The sequence below is a fragment of the Sphingomonas arvum genome, assembly GCF_026013565.1.
GTDB lineage: Bacteria > Pseudomonadota > Alphaproteobacteria > Sphingomonadales > Sphingomonadaceae > Sphingomicrobium > Sphingomicrobium arvum.
In genome coordinates, this window is the sequence record NZ_JAPDOB010000001.1 from 841,947 (window position 1) to 861,676 (window position 19,730).

The following is a 19,730-nucleotide window of genomic DNA, read 5'->3' on the forward strand; positions in this document are numbered from 1 at the left end:
TGGCGCCACCATCAACGTTGCCGGAGGCTTGCTTGGGCGCTCCACCACCGCAAGTGCATGGCGAGCCACTCACGTTGGTGGAGCTGTTCGCTTTGCCGGGAGCGGGCAAGTCGACGGTGTCCGACGCCGTGGCCGCAAAGGTTCAGGTCAAGACTCGCCACGAACTGTCGGCCGAGTGGGCCGCAACCCCGCGCTCCGCACGAGCGGCGCAGATCGGCCGTTCCCTGGCCAGCCGCAAGCGCCTGGCCGCCGCGGTCCGCTTCGCGATCCGGGCGCGGCTCAATACGCGGGAAAGCCTGTTCCGATTGGGACGGCTCGTCGCCAAGACCGAATGGCTCAAGTCGCGCTCCGGCCTGGTCCTGCTTGATCAGGGATTGCTGCAGGACATCTGGTCGATCGTGGTTTCGCGACGCGCCCCCGCGATTGCGGACCAGGCGCTCCTGCGCGACCTGATCCGGGCGATGTACGACGGCATCAACGCGACCATCGTGCAAGTGGAGGTGGACTCGCAGACGGCTTCCGCGAGGATCGCCGCCCGGACCTACGGCAGCAGCCGGTTCGACCGGTTGCCCCAGTCGCAGCTGCGCGGCTCCATCGAGAAGACCAGCGCAATCGAGCGGGATGTAGTGGAAGCAGCCCGGCTCGCGGGCATGCCTGTCCATGTGGTCGACGGCTCCGCTCCGGTCCCGGTGGTGGCGGACAGGCTGCTGTCTTTCCTGCCGGTGGGCTTGGGCGAAGGCTCCTCCGCGACGCCGCTGGCTCAGCGACGCATCTCCATCGTCGGGGCGAGCGGCAGCGGCAAGACGACGTTGGGCAGGCAAGTGGCAGAGCGGCTGGGCCTGCCATTCTGGGAACTCGACGAGGAGCGCCGAGCCGTCGAATACCATGCTGCCAGGGAGTGCTTCCGCGACCGGATTGCAGATCTCGCGCGCGGCAATTCATGGGTGATCGACGGGCATTACCGGGATGTGCGCGACCTGATTTGGAGCCGCGCCGACGTTGTCGTGTGGCTGAACTTGCCCCTGCATGTCGTCGCAAAGCGGCTGATCGGGCGATACCGTCGCAAGCGCATGGCCCTTTCATCCCAGCCGCGGCCGGGGGAACCGCCATTGTCGGCGGCCACCCAGTTGAGCTCTGCCTCGTGGCGCCGGCGGCTCGCCCGTCTCATCAAGACCCTGCGCGAGCGCAATCTCTACAGACGTCTCCTGCGCTCCGATCACCCCGAGCTGCGGGTTGTCGAGCTGCGATCACCAGAAGCCGCCCGCTGGTGGCTGGAGAAGCTTGGAGCTTAGCGGATCGGGCGCATCGGACGGGCGAAGGCTGCCGTGCGGCTGGCCCGTTGTGCGATCCCGCCCTCGTCGTGTGGACTCGCCGCCGCTGCGATGGCCGCGATAACGAACCAGATGACGTTGTCGTTGTAGAACGGACCGTAATTATGGAAGAAGATGTGCACCAGGTAGGGGATGAAGAAGATCAGCGTGGCCCTCGACCGCCAGAGCAGCCGGGCCATCACGGGCGCGAACAGCAGCAGCCCGATCCCATAGATATTGACCATGTTCACAAGGTAGTTGTGCAGGTCGTTCTCGCGCGTGCCTTGCGGCGCCTGCATCATGTACAGGTCCGCCCAATAAGGCTGCCACATGGTCATCGGTGCGAAGGTCAGGCCGTAGCCGAGCGGATTATCAGCGAACAACCGCAGTCCGTAATAGACCAGGGTTGAGCGGGCTTCCGCGGAATTGTCGTCCGTGCGCAGCACTCGCGGGGCCGCGGTCTCGATAAACCCCACCAGCAGCGGCCAGGCGAGGTACACCACCGCCGCCCCGACGATCAGGAACAATATGAGCCAGGAGGCGCGCCGCTGGATCGTATACGCCGCAAGGAAGATGAACCCGCCCAGGATTGGCGAACGGGTGGCACAGGCGATGCAGGCCGCGCAAAAGGCCAGGAACGCGGGAACGACCAGCGGATCGGCACTGCTCGACAGGCCGCGCAGCTTGCTTCGCACGGCAAGAAAGGTCGCCAGCGCAAGGCACAGGTGAGTCGCAAGCGAGATCGGCGAGAAGGACAGGCCGACCGGGCGGCGATCGAGGAAGTTCAAGCCTTCGATCGCTTCGGTCGGCAGCGGCCCAAGTGCCCGCCGGAACCTCCAGGCGGCCGCGATATCCATCGCCTGAGCCACGGCCACCAAAGCGCTGACCCCGATCACTCCGACGATGATCATTGCGCTTGCTCGGGCGCCTGCCACCCGGGCCAGGATCGCCGCAACCATGATGGTCGCCGCAGCCTGGATGTGCACTTCGACCACTGCGCGGAGGACATCTAACAGCGGAGCGCCATTGACCAGGCTAACGAAGATGCCGAGCGTGGCGAGACCGGCAGCCAAACCGAGCAGCAGGAGGTTCTCCTCGAGCACGCGCTTTGCGACATCGAGGTAGGCGAGGGTGGCGATGCCCAGCACGGCGATGACGGCGAGGCCGCGGATCGGGACACCGCCGACCCTGTAGGCATTCAGTGCGATGGTCGCGGTCAGCAAGGCGGCGAAGGCGGCCGCAGCAAAGCCTCGGCCGGCCGCCCCTGCCGAGCTTCCGCCGCCTCGGGGGGCGAGAGTCAGGTGACGTGGCTGGCCGTACGGGAAAGCCGGGCTCGCCAGGTCCGCCATGCCGATCAGCTCGCCTGGCCGTAGGTGTAGTAATTGTACCCGCCGTAACGGACACCGGCTGACTTCGCGTCGAACTTGGTGATCACCGCACCGATGATGTTGCTCTGCGGCAGGCGGGAGATCGCAACGTCGATCTCGGTGGTCAGCGTCCGGTTGGCCTCCACCACCACCAGCACCGCTTCGACGTTGCGGGCCAGGAGGACGGCGTCGGCAAGGCCCATGATTGGCGGCCCATCGACGATGACGATGTCACAGTCCTGCAGCAGTTCTTCGAACGCCTGCTGCATGTGGTCGGCCGACAGCAGGTGAACCGGACTGGTCGTGACCTCTCCGGCCGGAACGATGCTGACCCCGGCCTGATCGGCCGCCTGCACCGCGTCGCGGGCCGTCGTCCATCCCGCCAGCAAGTCGGAGAACCCGGGAGGGGCGTCTTCGTCGTTGGCGCTGCGCATACCGCGGGCGCGGCGCAGGTCCGCGTCGACAACGATCACGCGCTTGCCCATGGCGGCGAGGCTTCTCGCGATCCCCAGGGCCGACGTGGACTTGCCCTCCGACGACGTGCTGCTGGTGATCAACAGAGTTTTCGGAAGTCCGGCCGGTGTTGCCTGCTGCAGAGACACGGCGATCGAGTGGTAAGCTTCCGCCGGCGCGCTGTCCGGGTTCTGGAGAGCCGCCGCTGTTGGTCCATTACGCGGAATGCGCGGCACGCAGCCAAGCGAAGCGAGGTGGACACTCTGCTCCAGGTCGTCGGTCGTGCGCACGACATTGTGCATCCGCTCGCGAGCACCGCCGACAACCAGTGCGATCAGCAGCCCGCTGACGCCGGCCAGCGCCAGATCCCGACCCAGCGTCGAATCGGCGGCGATCGGCGGCCAGGCGGGATCGACCAGGGAGATGTTGGCCGCCGCCGCTCCGGCCGCAGCGGCCACTTCCTTGTAGCGCTGCAGGAGCCCGTCGTAGAATGCCTTGTTGGTCTCCACCTCGCGCGCCAGCGAGTTGAACCCGACTCCGCGCTCGCGTTCGGACATGGTGGCGCCGCGTAGCCCGGCGACCGTTCCGGCAATCTGCCGTTCCTGCTGCGCCGCGGCGATATATTCGCCCCGGAACGACGCCTTGATCCGAGAAGCGAAGCCGCCGATCTGGCCATTGAGTTCGGCGATCTTGGCGACGGCGCCCTGGACGCCTGGATGTTCGTCGGTATGCCGCTGCCGCTCCTCCTGCAGCGCCGCCTGCAGCTGGGCACGCTGCGCAACCAGGTCCTGGACGGCCTTGTTGCCCTGCACTTCGGGAAGGGTCAGCGGGTCAGTGCGGCTTACCTGGGCCCACTGCTGCTGGGCGTCGATGCGCCGCGCCGTGGCCTGCGCGAGCGATGCCGTCATGAGGCCAAGCTGCTGCGCCCGCATTGAGCCCGGCGTGGCGCTGCCGCCCGCGCCGTCCACAAGTCCGGTGGTGAGATCGGCCGACCGCGCGTAGGCGAGCATCTTGCGCTCGGAGCCTTCCAGCCGCTTCTTCGCCTCTCCAAGCTGTTGCTGGAGGTACTGCTTGGCGCGGGCCGACGTCTGGTTCTTGCGCTGCAGGTTCGCGGCGATCAGCGAATTCGCGAAGGCGTTGGCGATCCGCGCCGAAACGTCGCGGTCGCTGCTCGTGAATGAAATGCGGGCTACCCGGGTGTTGAGACCAATGGCGACCTGGATCCCGTCCTGAAGCTTGGCGATTACCTGGCGTTCGACGGTGTCCGGGTCCGCGGCGGGGTCCACGCCAAGCGCCTTCAGCGAGTCCGGCGATCTGGCGAGCTGGGTGTTGGCGGCGACCGCCTCGGCGATCGTGCGGCTCTGCGCAAGATCGATTTGGGTCTGCAGGAATCGCTCCGCGTTTTTCGGATCGGCGGCTGGCTCAAGACTGTTCTGGGCGAAGACTTGCGGGGTCTGCTCGTCGACCTGGACCGACGCCACCGCGGTATAGCGCGGCGTGGCGGTGAGGGCCAGGAACGCTCCGACCGCAAGTGCAAAGGCCAGGGCGGCAAGAATGACGAACCGCTGCCGGTAGGCGGCGGCGAGCATTTCCTCCAGGCCGGTGCGCAAGGGTGCTCCCCGCCCCGTGGAGAGGAGCTCCAGGTCCGCAAAGGGCCTGCTCGGAACGATCGCCTGGTTGGAAGTCGTGATCAGCCGGTTCATGTTTCTGGCCTTTGTTGAGTTCGCCGAGTGCTCTCCAGATCGCGGGCAATCACGTGGGCGCCGGCAGGCCGAGCAGGAGCCTCGCTTGGTGCTGGACGGAAGCGGCGCTGCCGTCGCCTGATGGTGCACGCCAGTGGATCATGACAAATACCCCATCAGGTCAGAATGACCGGAGGGCGGGCGATTCCAAATCCGCCAGACGGGCTAGTACCTGAGTTGTAGGAGCCGGCTCGAACGGCATGCCGCAGTGCGAGCGCCGGCCGAACGGCCGGCGGCTGCTAGAAGGCGGCGTGCCGACAACAGATGAGCGGATCAGGCCTCGGTGACGGCCCGGGCGGAAGCCCGCAGCGCTGCCATCGCGGCCAGCCGGCTGTGCACGCCCAGCGCGCGAAAGGCCGCATGGACGTGGACCTTGACCGTGCTCGGCGAGATGCCGAGTTCGCGGGCGATGACCTTGTTCGGGTGACCCTCATAAAGGAGGCTGATCACCTGTTGCTGCCGGCTGGTCAGCCCGGCAAACGCCTCTGGGTTGAAGTCGTCTTCCGGTTGGTTCCACTTGGCCGGTTCGATCAGACTGGCCGGGATGAAGATGCTGGACTGGTCCACGGTGCGCAACGCCTGCTGCAACTCCGCGCAACTGGTGATCTGCTTGGGAATGACGCCATGCGCGCCGGCGGCCAGGATTGCGAGGCCGTCGCGGCTGTTCATCTGCTCGCAAAGCACCGCGATCCGCATACCGGGCTGCGCTTCATGCAGTTCCTGGAGGGTGGTCAGCCCAGAGGCTCCCGGCAGCTCGAAGTCGATCACGAGCAAATCAACTTTCAGGTTGTCCGCCAATAGGGCCATTAGCCCTTTGTAGTTCGACGTTCTCAGTACTTTAGAAAAACCGATCTCGTTTTGCAGCATCGCCGCCAACCCAGCATTGAAGAACCCCTGCTCCTCTGCGACGATTGCAACCGATCGGCGTGCGCTCATAAAGTGCCAGGCGGGCGGCCCCCTTTTCGTTGGTTTGGTGTCCTGCTTTTTCCCGGAAATTAACAGAATATTACACTTTGTCTACAACGCTGGGGGTAGGGCACCCTCCGCCAAAATGGTCTAGGTAAAAAGTAATACGTGCACGAGCGCGCCGGAAACGGTAGAGTGCGCGGCCCGATTTGACGGTGTTGTGGCCGATGCCGGTCGCATCCGCGCTTGTGGGGCGTGTTCGCGTGTGGGTCCCCAGGAGAGGGCCGTCGACGTGGACGCCGGACAGTTATTGATCGCACACAAGGATCCGCTGGCCAGGAGTTATCTCCGGCTGATCCTGAAGCGCGACCTTGAACTGGCCGACTGCGCCGAAGCCGACAACCTCGACGCGCTGCTTGCACGGCTCCGCCAGGGCGGCTCAACTAAGCTGGCGGTGGTCGATCTCGAGCTTCCCGGATTGTCGTGCGAAGTCGGTCTTCGCTATTTGACCTCGCACTATCCCACGACCAGGGTCGCGGTGCTGTTCGGCAAGCTGACGCGCGACTTGCTGCAGCGCCTGTCCGTGACGGGCGTCGCCGCGCTCATTCCCAAGGGAGCATCGGCAGCGACGCTCGCGGACATGTTGCGGCGGGTGATGGACGCCCAAGGGTTCGTGTCGTTTGCTGCAGTGGATGGAGGTGTCGAGGAGCAAGTCGTCCAGTCCTCCTTGCTCCACCAGGAACTCACCGCCCGGCAGCGCGAGGTGCTGCGGCTGTTGAGCCGGGGCTATTCGAACCGGGAGATCGGCCACATGCTCGGCGTCGCGGAGGGAACCGTGAAGGTTCACGTCAACGCAGCCTTCAAGGCGCTCGGCGTGCATAACCGGGTCAGCGCGGCCGTCGCGCTGCGGTCCCTGTTTGAAAGCGGTCCTACGGAGGGACCCGACCTCTGAGCTTGGGCGCATGGCTGCGCCCGGCGGCATGATCGTCACGACGGCAGCTGTGCGATCCGCCGGCGCAGCTCATCCCCCAGTCCGGCGGGGGCCGGACGCGACTCGGCCAACGCTGGCGGGCCCGGCCAGCCGGCATCGGGGAAGTCCTCGCCGGCGAAGCTTCGCAGCCCTTCGTAGCGCGGGATCACGTGAAAGTGCACGTGGGGATCGACCATCATCAGCATGAGGTAGTTGATCCGCTCGTAGCCAACGAAGTCGCTCAGCAGGCGCTCAGCGAGGGTGACGAACTCGCCCTGCTCGGTAAAGGCCTCCGCCGGCAGTTCGCCATAGGCGCGGGCGTCGGAAGTGGCGCACAGCACCAGGCTGCCGATCGTCGGTTGCGCGGGTCGCAGCAGCAGCGCCCAGTGGCGGCCTTCCCTGAGCAACGTGCCGGGATAGCCAAACTTCAGCAGCGTCTCGTGCGCCATGCCATTCTCCTGTTCTCGCCCTTCTTGCCATCGCGGCTCCCCGACCGTAAGGGACCGGCGCGCCCAAACTCGGGCCTATGGCGATCGTAGCTCAGTTGGTTAGAGCACCGGTTTGTGGTACCGGGGGTCGCGGGTTCAAGTCCCGTCGATCGCCCCATCTTCCCTCCCTCATCGATGGATGAACAAGCGATCATGACGGCCATCTGGGCGCTGCCCGACTTTGACGCTCACGAGGACGTGCACTTCGTCACCGATCCCGCCAGCGGCCTCAAGGCCGTCATCGCCATCCATTCCACTCATCTGGGCCCGGCCGGCGGCGGCTGCCGCTTCTGGCATTATGCCGAGGACGAGGCGGCGGTGACCGACGCGCTGCGCCTGTCGCGCGGCATGAGCTACAAGAACGCGATGGCCGGTTTGCCGATGGGCGGCGGCAAGGCCGTCATCCTGGCGCCGGCCGACCGCTCCAAGACGCCGCAGATGATGGCCGCCTTCGGCCGCGCGGTGAACGGCCTCGGAGGCCGCTACGTGACTGCCGAGGACGTCGGCATTGGCGTTGCCGACATGCTTGAGGTCAGCCGCCAGACCAAGTTCGTCGCCGGCCTGCCAGTCGAGCAGGGCGCGGTCGGCGGCGACCCGGGGCCGCACACCTCGCTTGGCGTATTCCTGGGCATCAAGGCCGCGGTCCGCCGCGCGCTCGGCAAGGACAGCCTTAAGGGCCTGCACATCGCCATGCAGGGCGCCGGCAGCGTCGCCAGCGGCGTCGCCAACCACGCCGCTGCGGAAGGCGCGAAGCTGTCGATCGCCGACGTCGACACCGGCCGCGTGCAGAAGCTGGCCGACGCGACGGGCGCGACCATCGTCGACCCGGCCGAGATCATGACGCTGGAGGCCGACGTGCTCAGCCCCAATGCGCTGGGAGCCATTCTGACCGAGGAGTCGATCGCGGCGCTGCGCGTGCCGATCGTCGCCGGCGGCGCCAACAACCAGCTTGCCACCCGCCAGGACGGCGAGCGGCTGATGGGGCGCGGCATCCTTTACGCGCCCGACTACGTGATCAACGCCGGCGGCATCATCAACGTGTCGACCGAGTATGTGAAGGACGGCGACGCCAGCCTGGTGCGGCAGCGGATCGAGGCCATTCCGGAGCGGCTGGAGCGGATCTGGGCCGAAAGCGCGGAGACCGGCCGCGATCCGGCCGCGGTGGCGGACGCCATGGCGCAGCAGCTGATCGGGCGTCGCTAAGGCATTGTCCCTAGTGGCTTCGCGCGGTTGCAGCCGCTAGAACGCCGCGGACCGACCATGCACCGCTTCGCCAATCCCGCCCGCTTCCTGAAGATCGCGCGTCCGGCCACCGGCTGGCTGCTGGCGCTCGGGCTGGTGTTGAGCCTGACCGGCATGGCGGGCGCGCTCTTCCTGATACCGCCCGACTATCTGCAGGGTGAGACGGCCCGCATCCTCCACATTCACGTGCCCGCCGCCTGGCTGGGCATGGGCGGGTGGACCGGTATCGCCGTGTCGAGCATCGCGACGATCGTCTGGCGCCATCCGCTGGCCGGAGTTGCCGCGCGCGCGATCGCGCCGGTCGGCGCCACCTTTGCGTTTCTGTGCCTGGTTACCGGCTCCATCTGGGGTCGCCCGACCTGGGGTACCTGGTGGGAATGGGACGGGCGGCTGACCAGCATGCTGGTGCTCCTCTTCCTCTATCTCGGCTACATGGCCCTGGCCGCGGCCGAGAAGGAGCGCGGACCGGACGGCCGGGCGGCGGCGATCTTCGGCATCGTCGGCATCGTCAACCTGCCAATCATCCACTTCTCAGTGCAATGGTGGCGCACGCTCCACCAGGGCGAGAGCATCGGGGTCGCCGGGTCGTCGATCGCGCCGTCCATGCTGTGGCCGCTGCCGCTGACGACATTGGGCTTCTCCGCTCTGTTCGGGGCGATTGTGCTGATGCGTATGCGGACCGAGCTGGCGGAGACCAAGGTCGAAATGCGGCTGCGGCGGATGGCGACAGCGGCATGAACCAATGGGCATTCGTCCTCGCCGCGTTCGGGGTGATGGCTGGCGGCACCGGCGGGCTGCTGGCCTGGAGCTGGCCGGCGATGCGCTCGGCGGAGGCCAAGGCGGAGGCTTTGGGCAAGCGCCGATGAAGCCCGCGCCCAAGCACCAGCGATTGGTGCTCGTCATTCTAGCGGTCGCCGCACTGATCGGCGCGGCCCTGCTCGCCATGTGGGGCCTGAGCGACCGCGCGGCGTATTTCCGCACGCCGCAGGATATCGCCGCGGGCCGCGCACAGGTCGGGGAGCCGATCCGCCTCGGCGGCATGGTCAAGCAGGGCTCGATCGTCCGCCAGCCCGACGGCGTGAGCATTGCTTTTGTCGTGACCGACGGTCCCGCCGACGTGCCGGTCCGCTACCGGGGCATAGTGCCCGACCTGTTTAAGGAAGGCGGGGGCGTGGTCGCGGAAGGGCGGCTGGAGCGCGGCAACACCTTTGTCGCCGACACCATCCTGGCGAAGCACGACGAACGCTACATGCCGCCGCAGATGGGCAATATACAGGCCGAGCGGCAGACCCGGAAGACGGTCGCCCAATGATCGCCGAGGCCGGTTTGGCTGCGCTGTGGCTGGCGGCGGCGTTGGCGCTGCTGCAGCTGGGCGCTGCGATCGCCGGACCGCGCGTCGGTGACGTGCGCGCAGTCGCCGTGCCGACGGCAGTGGCGCAAGGCGTGCTGACCCTCTTCGCCTTCGCCATGCTGATCTGGCTGTTCGTGCGCACCGACCTCAGCGTCGAGCTGGTCGCCGCCAACAGCCATTCGATGAAGCCGTTCATCTATCGCTTCTCGGGTGCGTGGGGGAACCATGAAGGCTCCATGCTGCTGTGGGTGACCGTGCTCGCGGTGGCCGGCGCGGGGCTGGCTCTCGTCGAGCGGCGGCTGCCCCCGGAGACCATGCGGGCGACATTGGGCGCGCAGGCGGCGCTGGCGCTGGGCTTCTTCGGCTTTCTGCTGATCGCGTCCAACCCGTTTGCGCGGCTCTATCCGGCGCCGGCGGAGGGGCAGGGGCTCAACCCGCTGCTCCAAGACCCCGGCCTCGCCTTCCATCCGCCGACGCTCTACCTCGGCTACGTCGGCCTTTCTGTCGCGTTCAGCCTGGCCGTGGGCGCCCTGATTACCCGGGAGGTCGGACCAGCGCTGGCCCGCGCCATGCGGCCGTGGGTGCTGGGCGCCTGGGTGCTGCTGACGCTGGGCATCACGGCGGGCAGCTATTGGGCCTACTACGAACTCGGCTGGGGCGGCTGGTGGTTCTGGGATCCGGTCGAAAATGCGTCGCTGATGCCGTGGCTGGCGGCAACCGCCCTGCTGCATAGCGTCAACGTGCTGGCGGCCCGCGGGGGTCTTCGTTCCTGGACGATCATGCTGGCGGTGGTCGCCTTTTCCATGTCGATGGTCGGCACCTTCCTGGTCCGCTCGGGTATCCTGACCAGCGTCCACAGCTTCGCCGTCGATCCCGAGCGCGGCAGCTTCATCCTCGGCCTGCTGGTGCTGTACGTCGGCGGCGCGCTCGCGCTGTTCGCGGCGCGAGTCGGCACGGTTCGGGAGGGAGCGCGGTTCGAGCTGGTCAGCCGCGAAGGCGCGCTGGTCGCGAACAACCTGCTGCTAACCGTGCTGCTCGGCGTGGTGTTCGTCGGCACGCTTTACCCGATCTTCGTAGAGGCGGCGACCGGTGACAAGATCTCGGTCGGGCCGCCCTATTTCAACGCGGTGAGCGGCCCCATAACGCTGGTACTGGCGCTGCTGCTGTTCATCGGGCCACTGTTGAACTGGCGTCGGGACCGGCGGCCCAACCTGCGCCGCATCGCGTTGCCGCTGGTTGTGACTGTGCTCGCGTTGGCCGCCACTTTCCTGGCGGACATGAGCCTGCTTGCGCGGCTCGGATTGGCGTTCGCGGCGGGACTGGCGGTCGCATCGCTGCTGCCGCTGGCTGGCCGCAACCTTCGTCGCACGCCGCTGGCCACCTGGGGCATGGTGATCAGCCATCTGGGCGTAGCCGTGGCGCTGGCCGGCGCGGCGTCAGACACGGCGTTTACCAGGGAAACGCTTGCCGCTGCACGCCCCGGCGAAGTGCTGAGCGTCGGACCCTGGTCGGTCCGCCTGGCGGGAGTCGATCCGGTGGCTGGCCCGAACTGGACCGCGGTCGAGGGGCATCTGGTCGCTACCCGCGGCGGCACGACCATTCGGCTCGACCCGCAAAGCCGGACCTTCTCCGACCCGCCGACGGAAACCAGCGAGGCGGCGATCCGAACGTTGTTCGACGGGCAGCTCTACACCGTGCTCGGCCACCGCGAGGGCGAGCGCTGGCAGCTGCGCCTATGGTGGAAGCCATTTGTGACGCTGATCTGGCTAGGTGGCGCCCTGATTGCCCTCGGCGGCGCGTTGGCGCTGGTCGGCCGGTGGTGGCGTGGGCGGCGGCAGCGACGTTCCGAGGAAGCGTTCGCATGACGCGCAAGCTGTTGCTCGCTCTGCCTTTGCTCGTCTTCGTCCTGTTCGTGGGCGCGGCGCTGTGGCGGCTCGCCGATCCCCCCAGCTCTACGGTGGCGTCCAAGCTGGTCGGCAAGCCGGTGCCGCCCTTCGCGCTCAAGCCCGCGCTGCCCACCAAACCAGGTTTCGGCGCGGCCGACCTCGCCGGCGGCCAACCGCGGCTGGTGAACCTGTTCGCCAGCTGGTGCGTGCCATGCATCGCCGAGGCGCCAGTGCTGGCCGAGCTGAAGGCGCGAGGGGTGGCGATCGACGGCATCGCGATCCGCGACACGGCGCCGGACATCACGCGTTTTCTCAGCGAACAGGGTGACGGCTACGCCCGGATCGGCGCCGATCCGAACGGTCAGGCGCAGATCGCGCTTGGCGCCTCGGGTGTGCCGGAAAGCTTCATCGTCGATGGCCGTGGCATCATCCGCTACCACCATATCGGCGCAGTCATGCCGCAAGACGTGCCGGAGGTGATGGCCGAATGGGAGAAGGTGCGGTGAGGCGCGCAATGGTCCTCGCCTGCGCGCTGCTGACCGCCGGCCCCTTGGCGGCGGACAGCAACCAGCCGCCGTCGCCTTACGCGTACAAGCAGCTGGAGGACCCGCGCCAGGAGGCCCGCGCCAAGGCGCTGATGGGTGAGCTGCGCTGCCTGGTTTGCCAGGGGCAGTCGATCGCGGACAGCGACGCCGAACTGGCCGGCGACATGCGCAGCCTGGTGCGGGAACGGATCAAGGCGGGGGAGAGTCCGGACCAGATCCGCGCCTGGCTGATCGAGCGCTATGGCAGCTGGGTCAGCTACGCGCCCGTGTTCGGGCCGGAGACGCTGTTCCTCTATGCCGCCCCGCTGCTGCTGCTGCTGGTCGGCGGGCTGCTCGCCGCCCGGCGGCTGAAGCGGAGCCGCTGATGGGCTACGCCTGGCTACTGCTGCTGGTGGTGCTGACAGCCGGCGGGCTGTGGTGGCTGGGCAAGCTGCGCGGCGCCGCGCTGCAGCTGGTGCTGGCGGCATTGATGCTTGGTAGTGCGGGCTATGCGTTGCAGGGCCGTCCATCGCTGCCTGGCGTCGCCAAGGGAGCCGGCCGGCGGGCACCGCCGCTGCCGTTAACCGAACCGCGCCAGGCGATGCTGGGGCGCTTCACGGCCGCTGAGCCGTGGCTGATCATGGCCGATGCGTTCGAGCGCCGGGGCAACACGGAAGGTGCGGTAAAGATCATCCGTTCCGCCTTGCGAAAGCACCCGCGCGACGCCGCGCTCTATATCGGCCTTGGGAACGCGCTGGTCGATCACGCGGGCATGATCACGCCCGCTTCGACCATCGCATTTGAGCGGGCACGCCAGCTGGCGCCGAAACACCCGGCTCCGCTGTTCTTCCAGGGCTTGGCGCTGGCGCGGTCGGGTGAGCCGGCGCAGGCGCTGGCGTTGTGGCGGCAGGCGCTGGCGTTGACCCCACCCGGGGCTGACTACCGGCCGATCATCATCGGAGGCGTCCAGGCGCTGAGCGTCTCCGCCAGCGCCGGAAGTCCGCAAGCAGCGGGTCAGCGGTAGGGTCGTGAATGGACCCCGGCGGGCGCCGGGGTGCGCTTACTCGCCGCGGCCGGTTTCGTGCTGCAGCTCGTCGATCTTCTTGGACGCGTCGGCCTTGTTGAGTTCCGGATCGAACTCCTCGCCGGCCTCCTCGGACAAGGTCTGCAAGTAGCTTGCCTGCGCCCCCGTCATCGGCTGGTCGCCGGTGGTCCAGGTGTCCGGGTCCTTGACCGCGTTGCCGGTCGGGTGAGCCTTGGGGTTGGTGTCGGGCTTGTCGGTCATTGTCCTGCCTTCTCAGATAGTTGAGTTTGGCAGGACAACGCCGGCGTTCCTGTCTTGTTCCCGCCTAGGCGACCGGTTCGAACGGGAGATCGAGCGCCTCGGCCACGGCCTCGTGCCGGATCTTGCCGCCCGACACGTTGAGCCCCATGGCCAGGTGCGGATCCTGGCGCATCGCTTCCTCAGCGCCGAGACCGGCAAGCTTCAGCGCGAAGGGCAGGGTGACGTTGTTGAGCGCGAAGGCGCTGGTGCGCGACACGGCGCCGGGCATGTTGGCGACACAGTAATGGATCACGCCGTCCACCTCGAAAACAGGGTCGTCGTGGGTAGTCGCATGGCTGGTCTCGAAGCAGCCGCCCTGGTCGATCGCGATGTCCACCAGCACGCTGCCGCGCTTCATGGTCCCCAGCATGTCGCGGGTGACCAGCTTGGGCGCCGCCGCGCCCGGCACCAGCACCGCGCCGATGACCAGCTCCGCCTCCTCGACGGCGCGGGCGATCGCGTCACGCGACGCGTAGGCCGTCTTGATCTGTGAGGAGAAGAACATGTCCAGCTCGGCCAGCCGCTCCATGTTGATGTCGTAGATGGTGACGTCGGCGCGCATGCCGACGGCCATCTGCGCCGCGTTGACGCCGCTGACGCCGCCGCCGAGGATCGCGACCTTGGCCGGGGCAACGCCCGGTACGCCGCCCAACAGCACGCCCCGACCGCCCTGTTCCTTCTCGAGGTAATGGGCGCCGACCTGGACCGACATCCGGCCAGCGACCTCGCTCATCGGCTTCAGAAGGGGCAGCTGGCCGGAGCGGCTGGTGACCGTCTCATAGGCGATGCAGGTCGCGCCCGACTTCATCAGGCCTTCGGCCTGCGCCTTGTCGGCCGCGAGGTGGAGGTAGGTGAACAGGAGGTGCCGCGGCTGCAGCAGCGCGATTTCGCTTGGCTGCGGCTCCTTCACCTTGACGATCATGTCGGCGGCTTCGAACACCGCCTCCGGCGTCGGCAGGATCGTTGCGCCGGCTTTCTGGTAGCCGCTGTCGGGGCAATCGATGCCGCTGCCAGCCTTGGTTTCGACGAACAGCTCATGCCCGGCCGAGACGAGCTCCTTGACGGACGCCGGGGTCAGGCCGACGCGGTATTCGTGGTTCTTGATTTCCTTGGGCACGCCGATGCGCATGGAACGCTCGCTTTCCGGTAGCTGTTGATTGGGTGTGATCGCGCGCGCCTATAGACCGGCTTGTCCGCCAAAGGCCAGCCGATTGCCGTCTGGGTGCGCTCCTGCTAGGGCGCGCCACCGCTTCCCATGAACATCACCGCCACAGGAGCCGCCGTACCTTCTTCCAACCAGGAGGTGACGGATACCCAGCACGCCCACGGCCATGCGCCGCAGGGCTCGCTGGCCAAGCTGGCGGTCGGCGCGGTCGGCATCGTGTTCGGCGACATCGGCACCTCGCCGATCTACGCCTTTCGGGAAACGTTCGCCGGGCACCACCGGCTGGTCCCCGACCAGCTGCACATCTTTGGCGTGCTGAGCCTGATCTTCTGGTCGATGATGATCATCGTGACGCTGAAATACGTCACCATCATCATGCGGGCCGACAACAAGGGCGAGGGCGGCAGCCTGGCGCTTCTCGCTCTGATCAACCGCTCCACCAGCGACAAGCGGCGCTGGACCGCGGGGATTGTCATGCTGGGCGTGTTCGCCACCGCTCTGTTCTACGGCGACAGCATGATCACGCCGGCCATGTCCGTGCTGTCGGCGGTGGAGGGTCTGGAAACGGTCAGCCCGGCGTTCGAACCGCTGGTGCTGCCGCTGGCGGTTGGCATCCTGGTCGGCCTATTCGCCATCCAGTCGCGCGGGACGGGCCTCGTCGGCAACCTGTTCGGCCCGATCATGGTGCTCTATTTCCTGGTGCTGGCGGGCCTCGGCATCTTCCACATCGTCGACTATCCCCGGATCATCCTGGGCATGGTCAACCCGCTCAACGCGGCGTTGTTCTTTGTCGCGGAGCCGCTGCCGGCGTTCATCGCGATGGGCTCCGTGGTGCTGGCGGTGACCGGCGCCGAGGCGCTCTACGCCGACATGGGCCATTTCGGCCGCCGTCCGATCCGCAGCGCCTGGTTGTACTTCGTCCTGCCGTGCCTGCTGATCAATTATCTGGGGCAGGGCGCGATGCTGCTGAACGTGCCCGAGCAGGCAACGGAGCTGGTGAAGAATCCGTTCTTCTTCCTGGCTGGTGAGACCTTCCGGCTGCCGCTGGTGCTGCTCGCCACCGCCGCCACCATTATTGCCAGCCAGGCGGTGATCAGCGGCGCTTTTTCAGTCACCCAGCAGGCGATACAGCTGGGCTTCATCCCACGCCTCCGGATCGAGCACACCAGCGAAACTGCCGCCGGGCAAATCTACATCCCGGCGATCAACTGGGCGCTGATGGTCATGGTGCTGCTGCTGGTGGTCACCTTCCAGAGCTCGTCGAACCTGGCCGCCGCCTACGGCATCGCGGTCACCGGCGCGGTGTTCATCGATACGCTGCTGCTGTCCGTGGTGTTCTTCTCGCTGTGGCAATGGCCGGCGTGGAAGTCGGTGCCGCTGCTCGCGCTGTTCCTGATTGTCGACATCGCCTACTTCAGCGCGAACCTGTTGAAGGTGCCCGACGGCGGCTGGTTCCCGCTGCTGATCGGCGCCATCGCCTTCACCCTGCTGACCACCTGGGCCAAGGGCCGCCAGCTGATGCTGAACCGAATGGCCGAGGCCAGCCTGCCGATGGAGGTGTTCATCAAGTCGGCCGCGTCTAGCGCCACGCGGGTGCCGGGCACGGCCGTGTTCATGACCAGCTCGGCCAAGGGCGTGCCGCACGCGCTGCTCCACAACCTCAAGCACAACAAGGTGCTGCACGAGCGGGTGATCCTGCTCACCGTCCGGATCGAGGACGTGCCGTACGTCATTACCGAAAAGCGCCTGGCGACCGAGGATTATGGCTGCGGCTTCTTCCGCGTGCTGCTGCGCTACGGCTTCATGGAGGAGATGGACGTTCCGGCCGAGCTCCAGAAGCTGGAGAATTGCGGACCGCGCGCCAAGATGATGGACACCAGCTTCTTCCTGGCGCGGCAGACCCTGATTGCGTCGTCGCGCCCCGGCATGGCGATCTGGCGCGAAAAGCTGTTCAGCTGGATGCTGCGCAACGCGGAAAGCGCGATGGAATTCTTCAAGCTGCCGACCAACCGGGTCGTGGAGTTGGGCAGCCAGGTCGAGATCTGACGCGAAGTGCTCCTGCGCTCGCAGGAGCCCATTACCCTTGCGACGCCGCCAAAGATAACCGTTCTCCTGCCTTCGCAGGGATACGGCCGGGCAGATCGGGCATTCTCTTGGCCATGGATCAACTCGCCTCGTGGGTCGCCACCGCCACCACCATCCTCGCCGCCTGCCTCACCGCCTCCAACCTCGGTAGCCGGATCACCGGCTACGGCTTCGTCGTCTTCACGGTCGGCTCGATCGCCTGGTTCGCCACCGGCCTGCTGACCGGCCAGCCGGCGCTGGTGTGGACCAATGCCGTCATGACGCTGCTCAACCTGTTCGGCGTCTACCGCTGGCTCGGCCGCCAGGCGAAGGTCGAGGACGGCGCGCAGAAGGCGGCGGAAAAGAGCCGCGATCTGCCGGGCGAGACGCTGTTTCCGGCGTCCACCCTGGCGTCGGCCAAGCTCAAGGGGCAGGGCGGGGTGGACCTCGGCACCTGCGTCGACGCGATGGTCGGTTGCGGTTCAGGACGGCTGAGCTACCTGGTGGTCGCGCAGGGCGGCGTCGCCGGGGTTGGGGAGACCTTCCGTCGGGTCGAGTGGCAGAATGCGCACGTCCATGAAGGCGCGGTGACGACCGAACTCCAGCCCGAAGCCTTTGCCGGCTTGCCGGAGCTCGCCAAGGACGACTGGCCCGGCCGATGAGCGCACTCATTGTCACTGCCGAGCTGGCGTCCGAGGACTTCGCCTGGCTCGACGGCCAGCGCCGTCGCTACTTCCCGCCCGAGCGCAACCAGCTTTCCGCGCACCTCACCATGTTCCATGCCCTTCCGCCCTCGGCCGAGGAGGAAGCCCGCTGCGAACTGAAGCGGCAGGCTGCCCGGCCCGCGCCGCGCGCCCAGGTCGCGGGCCTGATGAACCTCGGCCGCGGCGTCGCCTATCGGATCGTGTCGGACGAGCTCGAGGAGGTGCGTCGCGCGATCGCCGATCACTTCCACGGCAGCCTCACGGCGCAGGACGGGCAGGGGTGGAGGCCACACGTGACAATCATGAACAAGGCCGAGCCGCGCGCCGCGCGCGAGCTGCTGGGCGAACTCCAGGCCAGCTTCCACCCGCGCCCGCTCAAGATCAGCGGCCTGGCGCTGCACCGCTACCTAGGGGGACCCTGGGAGAAGCTCGGCGCCTGGACGTTCCGCTGCTGACGAGACCTCAGCTGAGGTCTCCGACCCCTTCGCAGGTGAGGTCAAACGCGGCCATGCCTGCTTCCAGCACGCTGGCTAGCATGGGCATGTCCATCAGCGTTTCGATGGCACTGCGGGCGCGAACCTCGGTCATGGCCTCGTCCATGGCCTCGTCCCAGTCGCTCACGTCATAGGTGCCCTGGCCGACCCAGCAGAAGGCCAGCACCTCGGCCAGCTGGTCCTCGCCCAGGTCGTCGAACGAGGCTTGCAGCTCCTCCTCGACGCCGTCGTTGAGGTCGTCCTCCAGGACGGACAGCGCGCCCTCGTCCTCGTCATCGACGTTGTCGGCGCCTTCGCCCTCGTCATATTCGCCGGGCGTCTGCGCCTCATACTCGCGCGCCCGCAGGATGATGCGGCACAGCGTGTCGACGGGCGTAAGCGGGTCCATGATCGGTATTCTCCTGTTTCGCCGTCTAACGAGAGCCGGACTGCGCGGTTCCGGGCGAAGGGCCGCGCTCCGCAACGCGCTGGTAACCATTTCCGTGTGACAGCGGCACTTGAAGCAGGAGGGCTCGCAAGGTGGCGGAAATCGGCGTGGCAAGACGGAACGGCGAGCAGGCCGTGCGGGTGGCGCTGGACCTTACCGAGCGCTTCCTGCTGATCATTGTTGCGCTGCCCTTCGTGCTGCGCTTCACCCACGCCCTCGACCGCGACCCCTACCTCCTCGGCCTGATCCTGGCTGAGATGCTGACGGTGGTCCTGCTGCTGATTCGGCGACCGGGCCCCATCGCTGGCACCCCATGGGCCTTCTTCGTCGCGCTGGTCGGCACCTTCGCGCCCCTGTTCGTGACGGCGCCTGACGGGCCACCAGTGATTCCCGCTGGAGCCGCGCTGATGTGGGTGGGCCTGGCGATCAGTGTGGCGGCCAAGCTCAGCCTGGCGCGCAGCTTCGGCATGATCGCCGCCAACCGCGGGGTAAAGAGCCGCGGCATCTACGCTTTCATCCGGCACCCGATGTATCTCGGCTATGCCGTCACCCACCTAGGATTCCTGCTGGTGTTCCCCAACCTGTTCAACTTGGCGGTCTACCTGACAACCTGGACCTTTCAGCTGCTTCGCATCCGGGAGGAAGAGCGCTGGCTGTGCCAGGACGAGGCCTACCGCGAATATGCGGACCGGGTGCGCTACCGCCTGATCTATGGCGTATATTGAAGGCCACGCGAAGGCGCGTTGACCGGCTCACGGCGCCCGCTTATATGCCCGCCCGCGCCGCCATTCGTGCGGCTGCCTCAATGCATCGGGGCGGAGTAGCTCAGCTGGTTAGAGCAGCGGAATCATAATCCGCGTGTCGGGGGTTCAAGTCCCTCCTCCGCTACCACTCAGAAGTCCAAGCCTGAGAAGCAATTAGCTGCTATCCTTGCCTTGCTGTCGCAGCCCTTCCTTTGGCGCACGCTGTCGCGCGTACTTACGACCAGCGCGAAAGTCGGACGTGAATTCCCGTAAGCAGGCGCTCGTTCAGGTCAGCCCGTTGTCAGCCTAGGGTGGTAAGCGGAACGGCTGCTTCCGTGTCCGCACTGGCAAAAAGCAGACGTTTGCCTTCGTGCGGCGGCTTGGCGCCTTTTGTTGTCGATCAGGCAGTGCCGCGATGGGTGGCAAAGCGGACCTTCGTTCAATCACCCAGCCTGACAAGACGAGGCGAAAGTTCGCCGGGTCTCGCGACATGCCCGAGCAGCGTTGGGAGTGACTTCCAGGCAGAGGTGGGGCAAGGCGCGCCCATGCGATGCGAAGAGCCAGCCGTTG

The 19,730-nt window shown here is 67.0% G+C and carries 21 protein-coding genes and 2 tRNA genes; 16 read left to right on the forward strand and 7 right to left on the reverse strand.

All coding sequences use genetic code 11. The features are described from left to right. Positions 1-32 precede the first annotated feature (32 nt). Positions 33-1,292: a shikimate kinase gene (locus tag OMW55_RS04115; RefSeq protein WP_264881034.1), complete on the forward strand. Its 1,260-nt coding sequence runs from the start codon at positions 33-35 to the stop codon at positions 1,290-1,292. Here the strand turns inward: OMW55_RS04115 and OMW55_RS04120 are convergent. The 3 genes from OMW55_RS04120 to OMW55_RS04130 all read right to left on the reverse strand — a co-directional run bounded on the left by OMW55_RS04120 (position 1,289) and on the right by OMW55_RS04130 (position 5,808). Beyond that, complete coding sequence (locus OMW55_RS04120; protein ID WP_264881036.1) at positions 1,289-2,659, reverse strand: O-antigen ligase family protein; 1,371 nt, start codon at positions 2,657-2,659, stop codon at positions 1,289-1,291. The genes OMW55_RS04115 and OMW55_RS04120 overlap by 4 nt on opposite strands. Positions 2,660-2,664: 5 nt before the next feature. Next, positions 2,665-4,833: a GumC family protein gene (locus tag OMW55_RS04125; protein ID WP_264881038.1), complete on the reverse strand. Its 2,169-nt coding sequence runs from the start codon at positions 4,831-4,833 to the stop codon at positions 2,665-2,667. Between the two features lie 312 nt (positions 4,834-5,145). Next, positions 5,146-5,808 carry a LuxR C-terminal-related transcriptional regulator gene (locus tag OMW55_RS04130; RefSeq protein WP_264881039.1) on the reverse strand — a complete coding sequence of 221 codons (663 nt, stop codon included), beginning with the start codon at positions 5,806-5,808 and terminating at the stop codon, positions 5,146-5,148. 280 nt (positions 5,809-6,088) lie between these two features. On the opposite strand from OMW55_RS04130, the gene OMW55_RS04135 reads away from it, so the two are divergent. Further along, the gene (locus tag OMW55_RS04135) at positions 6,089-6,730 is read left to right on the forward strand and encodes a response regulator transcription factor (RefSeq protein WP_264881041.1); all 642 of its coding nucleotides are present in this window, start codon (positions 6,089-6,091) and stop codon (positions 6,728-6,730) included. Between the two features lie 35 nt (positions 6,731-6,765). On the opposite strand, the gene OMW55_RS04140 is transcribed toward OMW55_RS04135, so the two are convergent. Beyond that, positions 6,766-7,197, reverse strand: coding sequence for an HIT family protein (locus tag OMW55_RS04140; RefSeq protein WP_264881043.1), 432 nt, complete (start codon positions 7,195-7,197; stop codon positions 6,766-6,768). An 80-nt stretch (positions 7,198-7,277) separates the two neighbouring features. On the opposite strand from OMW55_RS04140, the gene OMW55_RS04145 reads away from it, so the two are divergent. The 9 genes from OMW55_RS04145 to OMW55_RS04185 all read left to right on the forward strand — a co-directional run bounded on the left by OMW55_RS04145 (position 7,278) and on the right by OMW55_RS04185 (position 13,263). Beyond that, positions 7,278-7,354, forward strand: a tRNA-His gene (locus OMW55_RS04145). A 35-nt stretch (positions 7,355-7,389) separates the two neighbouring features. Next, positions 7,390-8,439: a Glu/Leu/Phe/Val family dehydrogenase gene (locus OMW55_RS04150; protein WP_264881045.1), complete on the forward strand. Its 1,050-nt coding sequence runs from the start codon at positions 7,390-7,392 to the stop codon at positions 8,437-8,439. Between the two features lie 57 nt (positions 8,440-8,496). After that, entirely contained in the window at positions 8,497-9,216 is a 720-nt protein-coding gene (locus OMW55_RS04155) for a heme ABC transporter permease (protein ID WP_264881047.1), read from the forward strand. After that, complete coding sequence (locus OMW55_RS04160) at positions 9,213-9,344, forward strand: hypothetical protein (RefSeq protein WP_264881048.1); 132 nt, start codon at positions 9,213-9,215, stop codon at positions 9,342-9,344. Before OMW55_RS04155 ends, OMW55_RS04160 begins: the two co-directional genes overlap by 4 nt. Beyond that, on the forward strand, positions 9,341-9,790 hold the full coding sequence (gene ccmE / locus OMW55_RS04165) for a cytochrome c maturation protein CcmE (protein ID WP_264881050.1): 450 nt from the start codon (positions 9,341-9,343) through the stop codon (positions 9,788-9,790). The genes OMW55_RS04160 and ccmE overlap by 4 nt, the downstream gene beginning before the upstream one ends. Then, entirely contained in the window at positions 9,787-11,694 is a 1,908-nt protein-coding gene (locus OMW55_RS04170; RefSeq protein ID WP_264881052.1) for a heme lyase CcmF/NrfE family subunit, read from the forward strand. The genes ccmE and OMW55_RS04170 overlap by 4 nt, the downstream gene beginning before the upstream one ends. Further along, on the forward strand, positions 11,691-12,221 hold the full coding sequence (locus OMW55_RS04175; RefSeq protein WP_264881054.1) for a DsbE family thiol:disulfide interchange protein: 531 nt from the start codon (positions 11,691-11,693) through the stop codon (positions 12,219-12,221). Before OMW55_RS04170 ends, OMW55_RS04175 begins: the two co-directional genes overlap by 4 nt. Beyond that, a complete protein-coding gene (locus OMW55_RS04180; protein ID WP_407822098.1) occupies positions 12,203-12,625 on the forward strand; it encodes a cytochrome c-type biogenesis protein in 423 nt (140 codons plus the stop codon). The genes OMW55_RS04175 and OMW55_RS04180 overlap by 19 nt, the downstream gene beginning before the upstream one ends. Next, entirely contained in the window at positions 12,625-13,263 is a 639-nt protein-coding gene (locus OMW55_RS04185) for a tetratricopeptide repeat protein (protein ID WP_264881055.1), read from the forward strand. Before OMW55_RS04180 ends, OMW55_RS04185 begins: the two co-directional genes overlap by 1 nt. 36 nt (positions 13,264-13,299) lie before the next feature. On the opposite strand, the gene OMW55_RS04190 is transcribed toward OMW55_RS04185, so the two are convergent. Next, positions 13,300-13,524, reverse strand: a complete 225-nt coding sequence (locus OMW55_RS04190) for a DUF3072 domain-containing protein (protein WP_264881057.1) — start codon at positions 13,522-13,524, stop codon at positions 13,300-13,302. 64 nt (positions 13,525-13,588) lie between these two features. Beyond that, the gene (gene ald / locus OMW55_RS04195) at positions 13,589-14,692 is read right to left on the reverse strand and encodes an alanine dehydrogenase (protein WP_264881059.1); all 1,104 of its coding nucleotides are present in this window, start codon (positions 14,690-14,692) and stop codon (positions 13,589-13,591) included. A 126-nt stretch (positions 14,693-14,818) separates the two neighbouring features. Between ald and OMW55_RS04200 the strand changes: the two genes are divergently transcribed. From OMW55_RS04200 to OMW55_RS04210, 3 genes are all read left to right on the forward strand, one after another. After that, positions 14,819-16,774 (forward strand): potassium transporter Kup, encoded by a 1,956-nt coding sequence (locus tag OMW55_RS04200; protein ID WP_264881061.1) that lies wholly within the window; start codon positions 14,819-14,821, stop codon positions 16,772-16,774. A 113-nt stretch (positions 16,775-16,887) separates the two neighbouring features. Then, positions 16,888-17,454, forward strand: a complete 567-nt coding sequence (locus tag OMW55_RS04205) for a PRC-barrel domain containing protein (protein WP_264881063.1) — start codon at positions 16,888-16,890, stop codon at positions 17,452-17,454. Then, positions 17,451-17,951: a 2'-5' RNA ligase family protein gene (locus tag OMW55_RS04210; RefSeq protein WP_264881064.1), complete on the forward strand. Its 501-nt coding sequence runs from the start codon at positions 17,451-17,453 to the stop codon at positions 17,949-17,951. Before OMW55_RS04205 ends, OMW55_RS04210 begins: the two co-directional genes overlap by 4 nt. 7 nt (positions 17,952-17,958) lie before the next feature. Here the strand turns inward: OMW55_RS04210 and OMW55_RS04215 are convergent, their stop codons facing one another. Continuing rightward, positions 17,959-18,378 (reverse strand): DUF3775 domain-containing protein, encoded by a 420-nt coding sequence (locus tag OMW55_RS04215; RefSeq protein ID WP_264881065.1) that lies wholly within the window; start codon positions 18,376-18,378, stop codon positions 17,959-17,961. Between the two features lie 131 nt (positions 18,379-18,509). On the opposite strand from OMW55_RS04215, the gene OMW55_RS04220 reads away from it, so the two are divergent. Both OMW55_RS04220 and OMW55_RS04225 read left to right on the forward strand, forming a co-directional pair. Then, positions 18,510-19,142 carry a methyltransferase family protein gene (locus OMW55_RS04220; protein WP_264881067.1) on the forward strand — a complete coding sequence of 211 codons (633 nt, stop codon included), beginning with the start codon at positions 18,510-18,512 and terminating at the stop codon, positions 19,140-19,142. A gap of 89 nt (positions 19,143-19,231) precedes the next feature. After that, positions 19,232-19,308, forward strand: a tRNA-Met gene (locus OMW55_RS04225). Positions 19,309-19,730: the final 422 nt, after the last annotated feature.

Excerpts from the sequence above, each read along its gene's own strand:
- OMW55_RS04120 (WP_264881036.1), bottom strand. The coding sequence starts at position 2,659 with ATGGCGGACCTGGCGAGCCCGGCTTTCCCGTACGGCCAGCCACGTCAC.
- OMW55_RS04125 (WP_264881038.1), bottom strand. The coding sequence starts at position 4,833 with ATGAACCGGCTGATCACGACTTCCAACCAGGCGATCGTTCCGAGCAGG.
- OMW55_RS04130 (WP_264881039.1), bottom strand. The coding sequence starts at position 5,808 with ATGAGCGCACGCCGATCGGTTGCAATCGTCGCAGAGGAGCAGGGGTTC.
- OMW55_RS04140 (WP_264881043.1), bottom strand. The coding sequence starts at position 7,197 with ATGGCGCACGAGACGCTGCTGAAGTTTGGCTATCCCGGCACGTTGCTC.
- OMW55_RS04150 (WP_264881045.1), top strand. The coding sequence starts at position 7,390 with ATGACGGCCATCTGGGCGCTGCCCGACTTTGACGCTCACGAGGACGTG.
- OMW55_RS04155 (WP_264881047.1), top strand. The coding sequence starts at position 8,497 with ATGCACCGCTTCGCCAATCCCGCCCGCTTCCTGAAGATCGCGCGTCCG.
- OMW55_RS04160 (WP_264881048.1), top strand. The coding sequence starts at position 9,213 with ATGAACCAATGGGCATTCGTCCTCGCCGCGTTCGGGGTGATGGCTGGC.
- ccmE (WP_264881050.1), top strand. The coding sequence starts at position 9,341 with ATGAAGCCCGCGCCCAAGCACCAGCGATTGGTGCTCGTCATTCTAGCG.
- OMW55_RS04170 (WP_264881052.1), top strand. The coding sequence starts at position 9,787 with ATGATCGCCGAGGCCGGTTTGGCTGCGCTGTGGCTGGCGGCGGCGTTG.
- OMW55_RS04175 (WP_264881054.1), top strand. The coding sequence starts at position 11,691 with ATGACGCGCAAGCTGTTGCTCGCTCTGCCTTTGCTCGTCTTCGTCCTG.
- OMW55_RS04180 (WP_407822098.1), top strand. The coding sequence starts at position 12,203 with ATGGGAGAAGGTGCGGTGAGGCGCGCAATGGTCCTCGCCTGCGCGCTG.
- OMW55_RS04185 (WP_264881055.1), top strand. The coding sequence starts at position 12,625 with ATGGGCTACGCCTGGCTACTGCTGCTGGTGGTGCTGACAGCCGGCGGG.
- OMW55_RS04190 (WP_264881057.1), bottom strand. The coding sequence starts at position 13,524 with ATGACCGACAAGCCCGACACCAACCCCAAGGCTCACCCGACCGGCAAC.
- ald (WP_264881059.1), bottom strand. The coding sequence starts at position 14,692 with ATGCGCATCGGCGTGCCCAAGGAAATCAAGAACCACGAATACCGCGTC.
- OMW55_RS04200 (WP_264881061.1), top strand. The coding sequence starts at position 14,819 with ATGAACATCACCGCCACAGGAGCCGCCGTACCTTCTTCCAACCAGGAG.
- OMW55_RS04205 (WP_264881063.1), top strand. The coding sequence starts at position 16,888 with ATGGATCAACTCGCCTCGTGGGTCGCCACCGCCACCACCATCCTCGCC.
- OMW55_RS04210 (WP_264881064.1), top strand. The coding sequence starts at position 17,451 with ATGAGCGCACTCATTGTCACTGCCGAGCTGGCGTCCGAGGACTTCGCC.
- OMW55_RS04215 (WP_264881065.1), bottom strand. The coding sequence starts at position 18,378 with ATGGACCCGCTTACGCCCGTCGACACGCTGTGCCGCATCATCCTGCGG.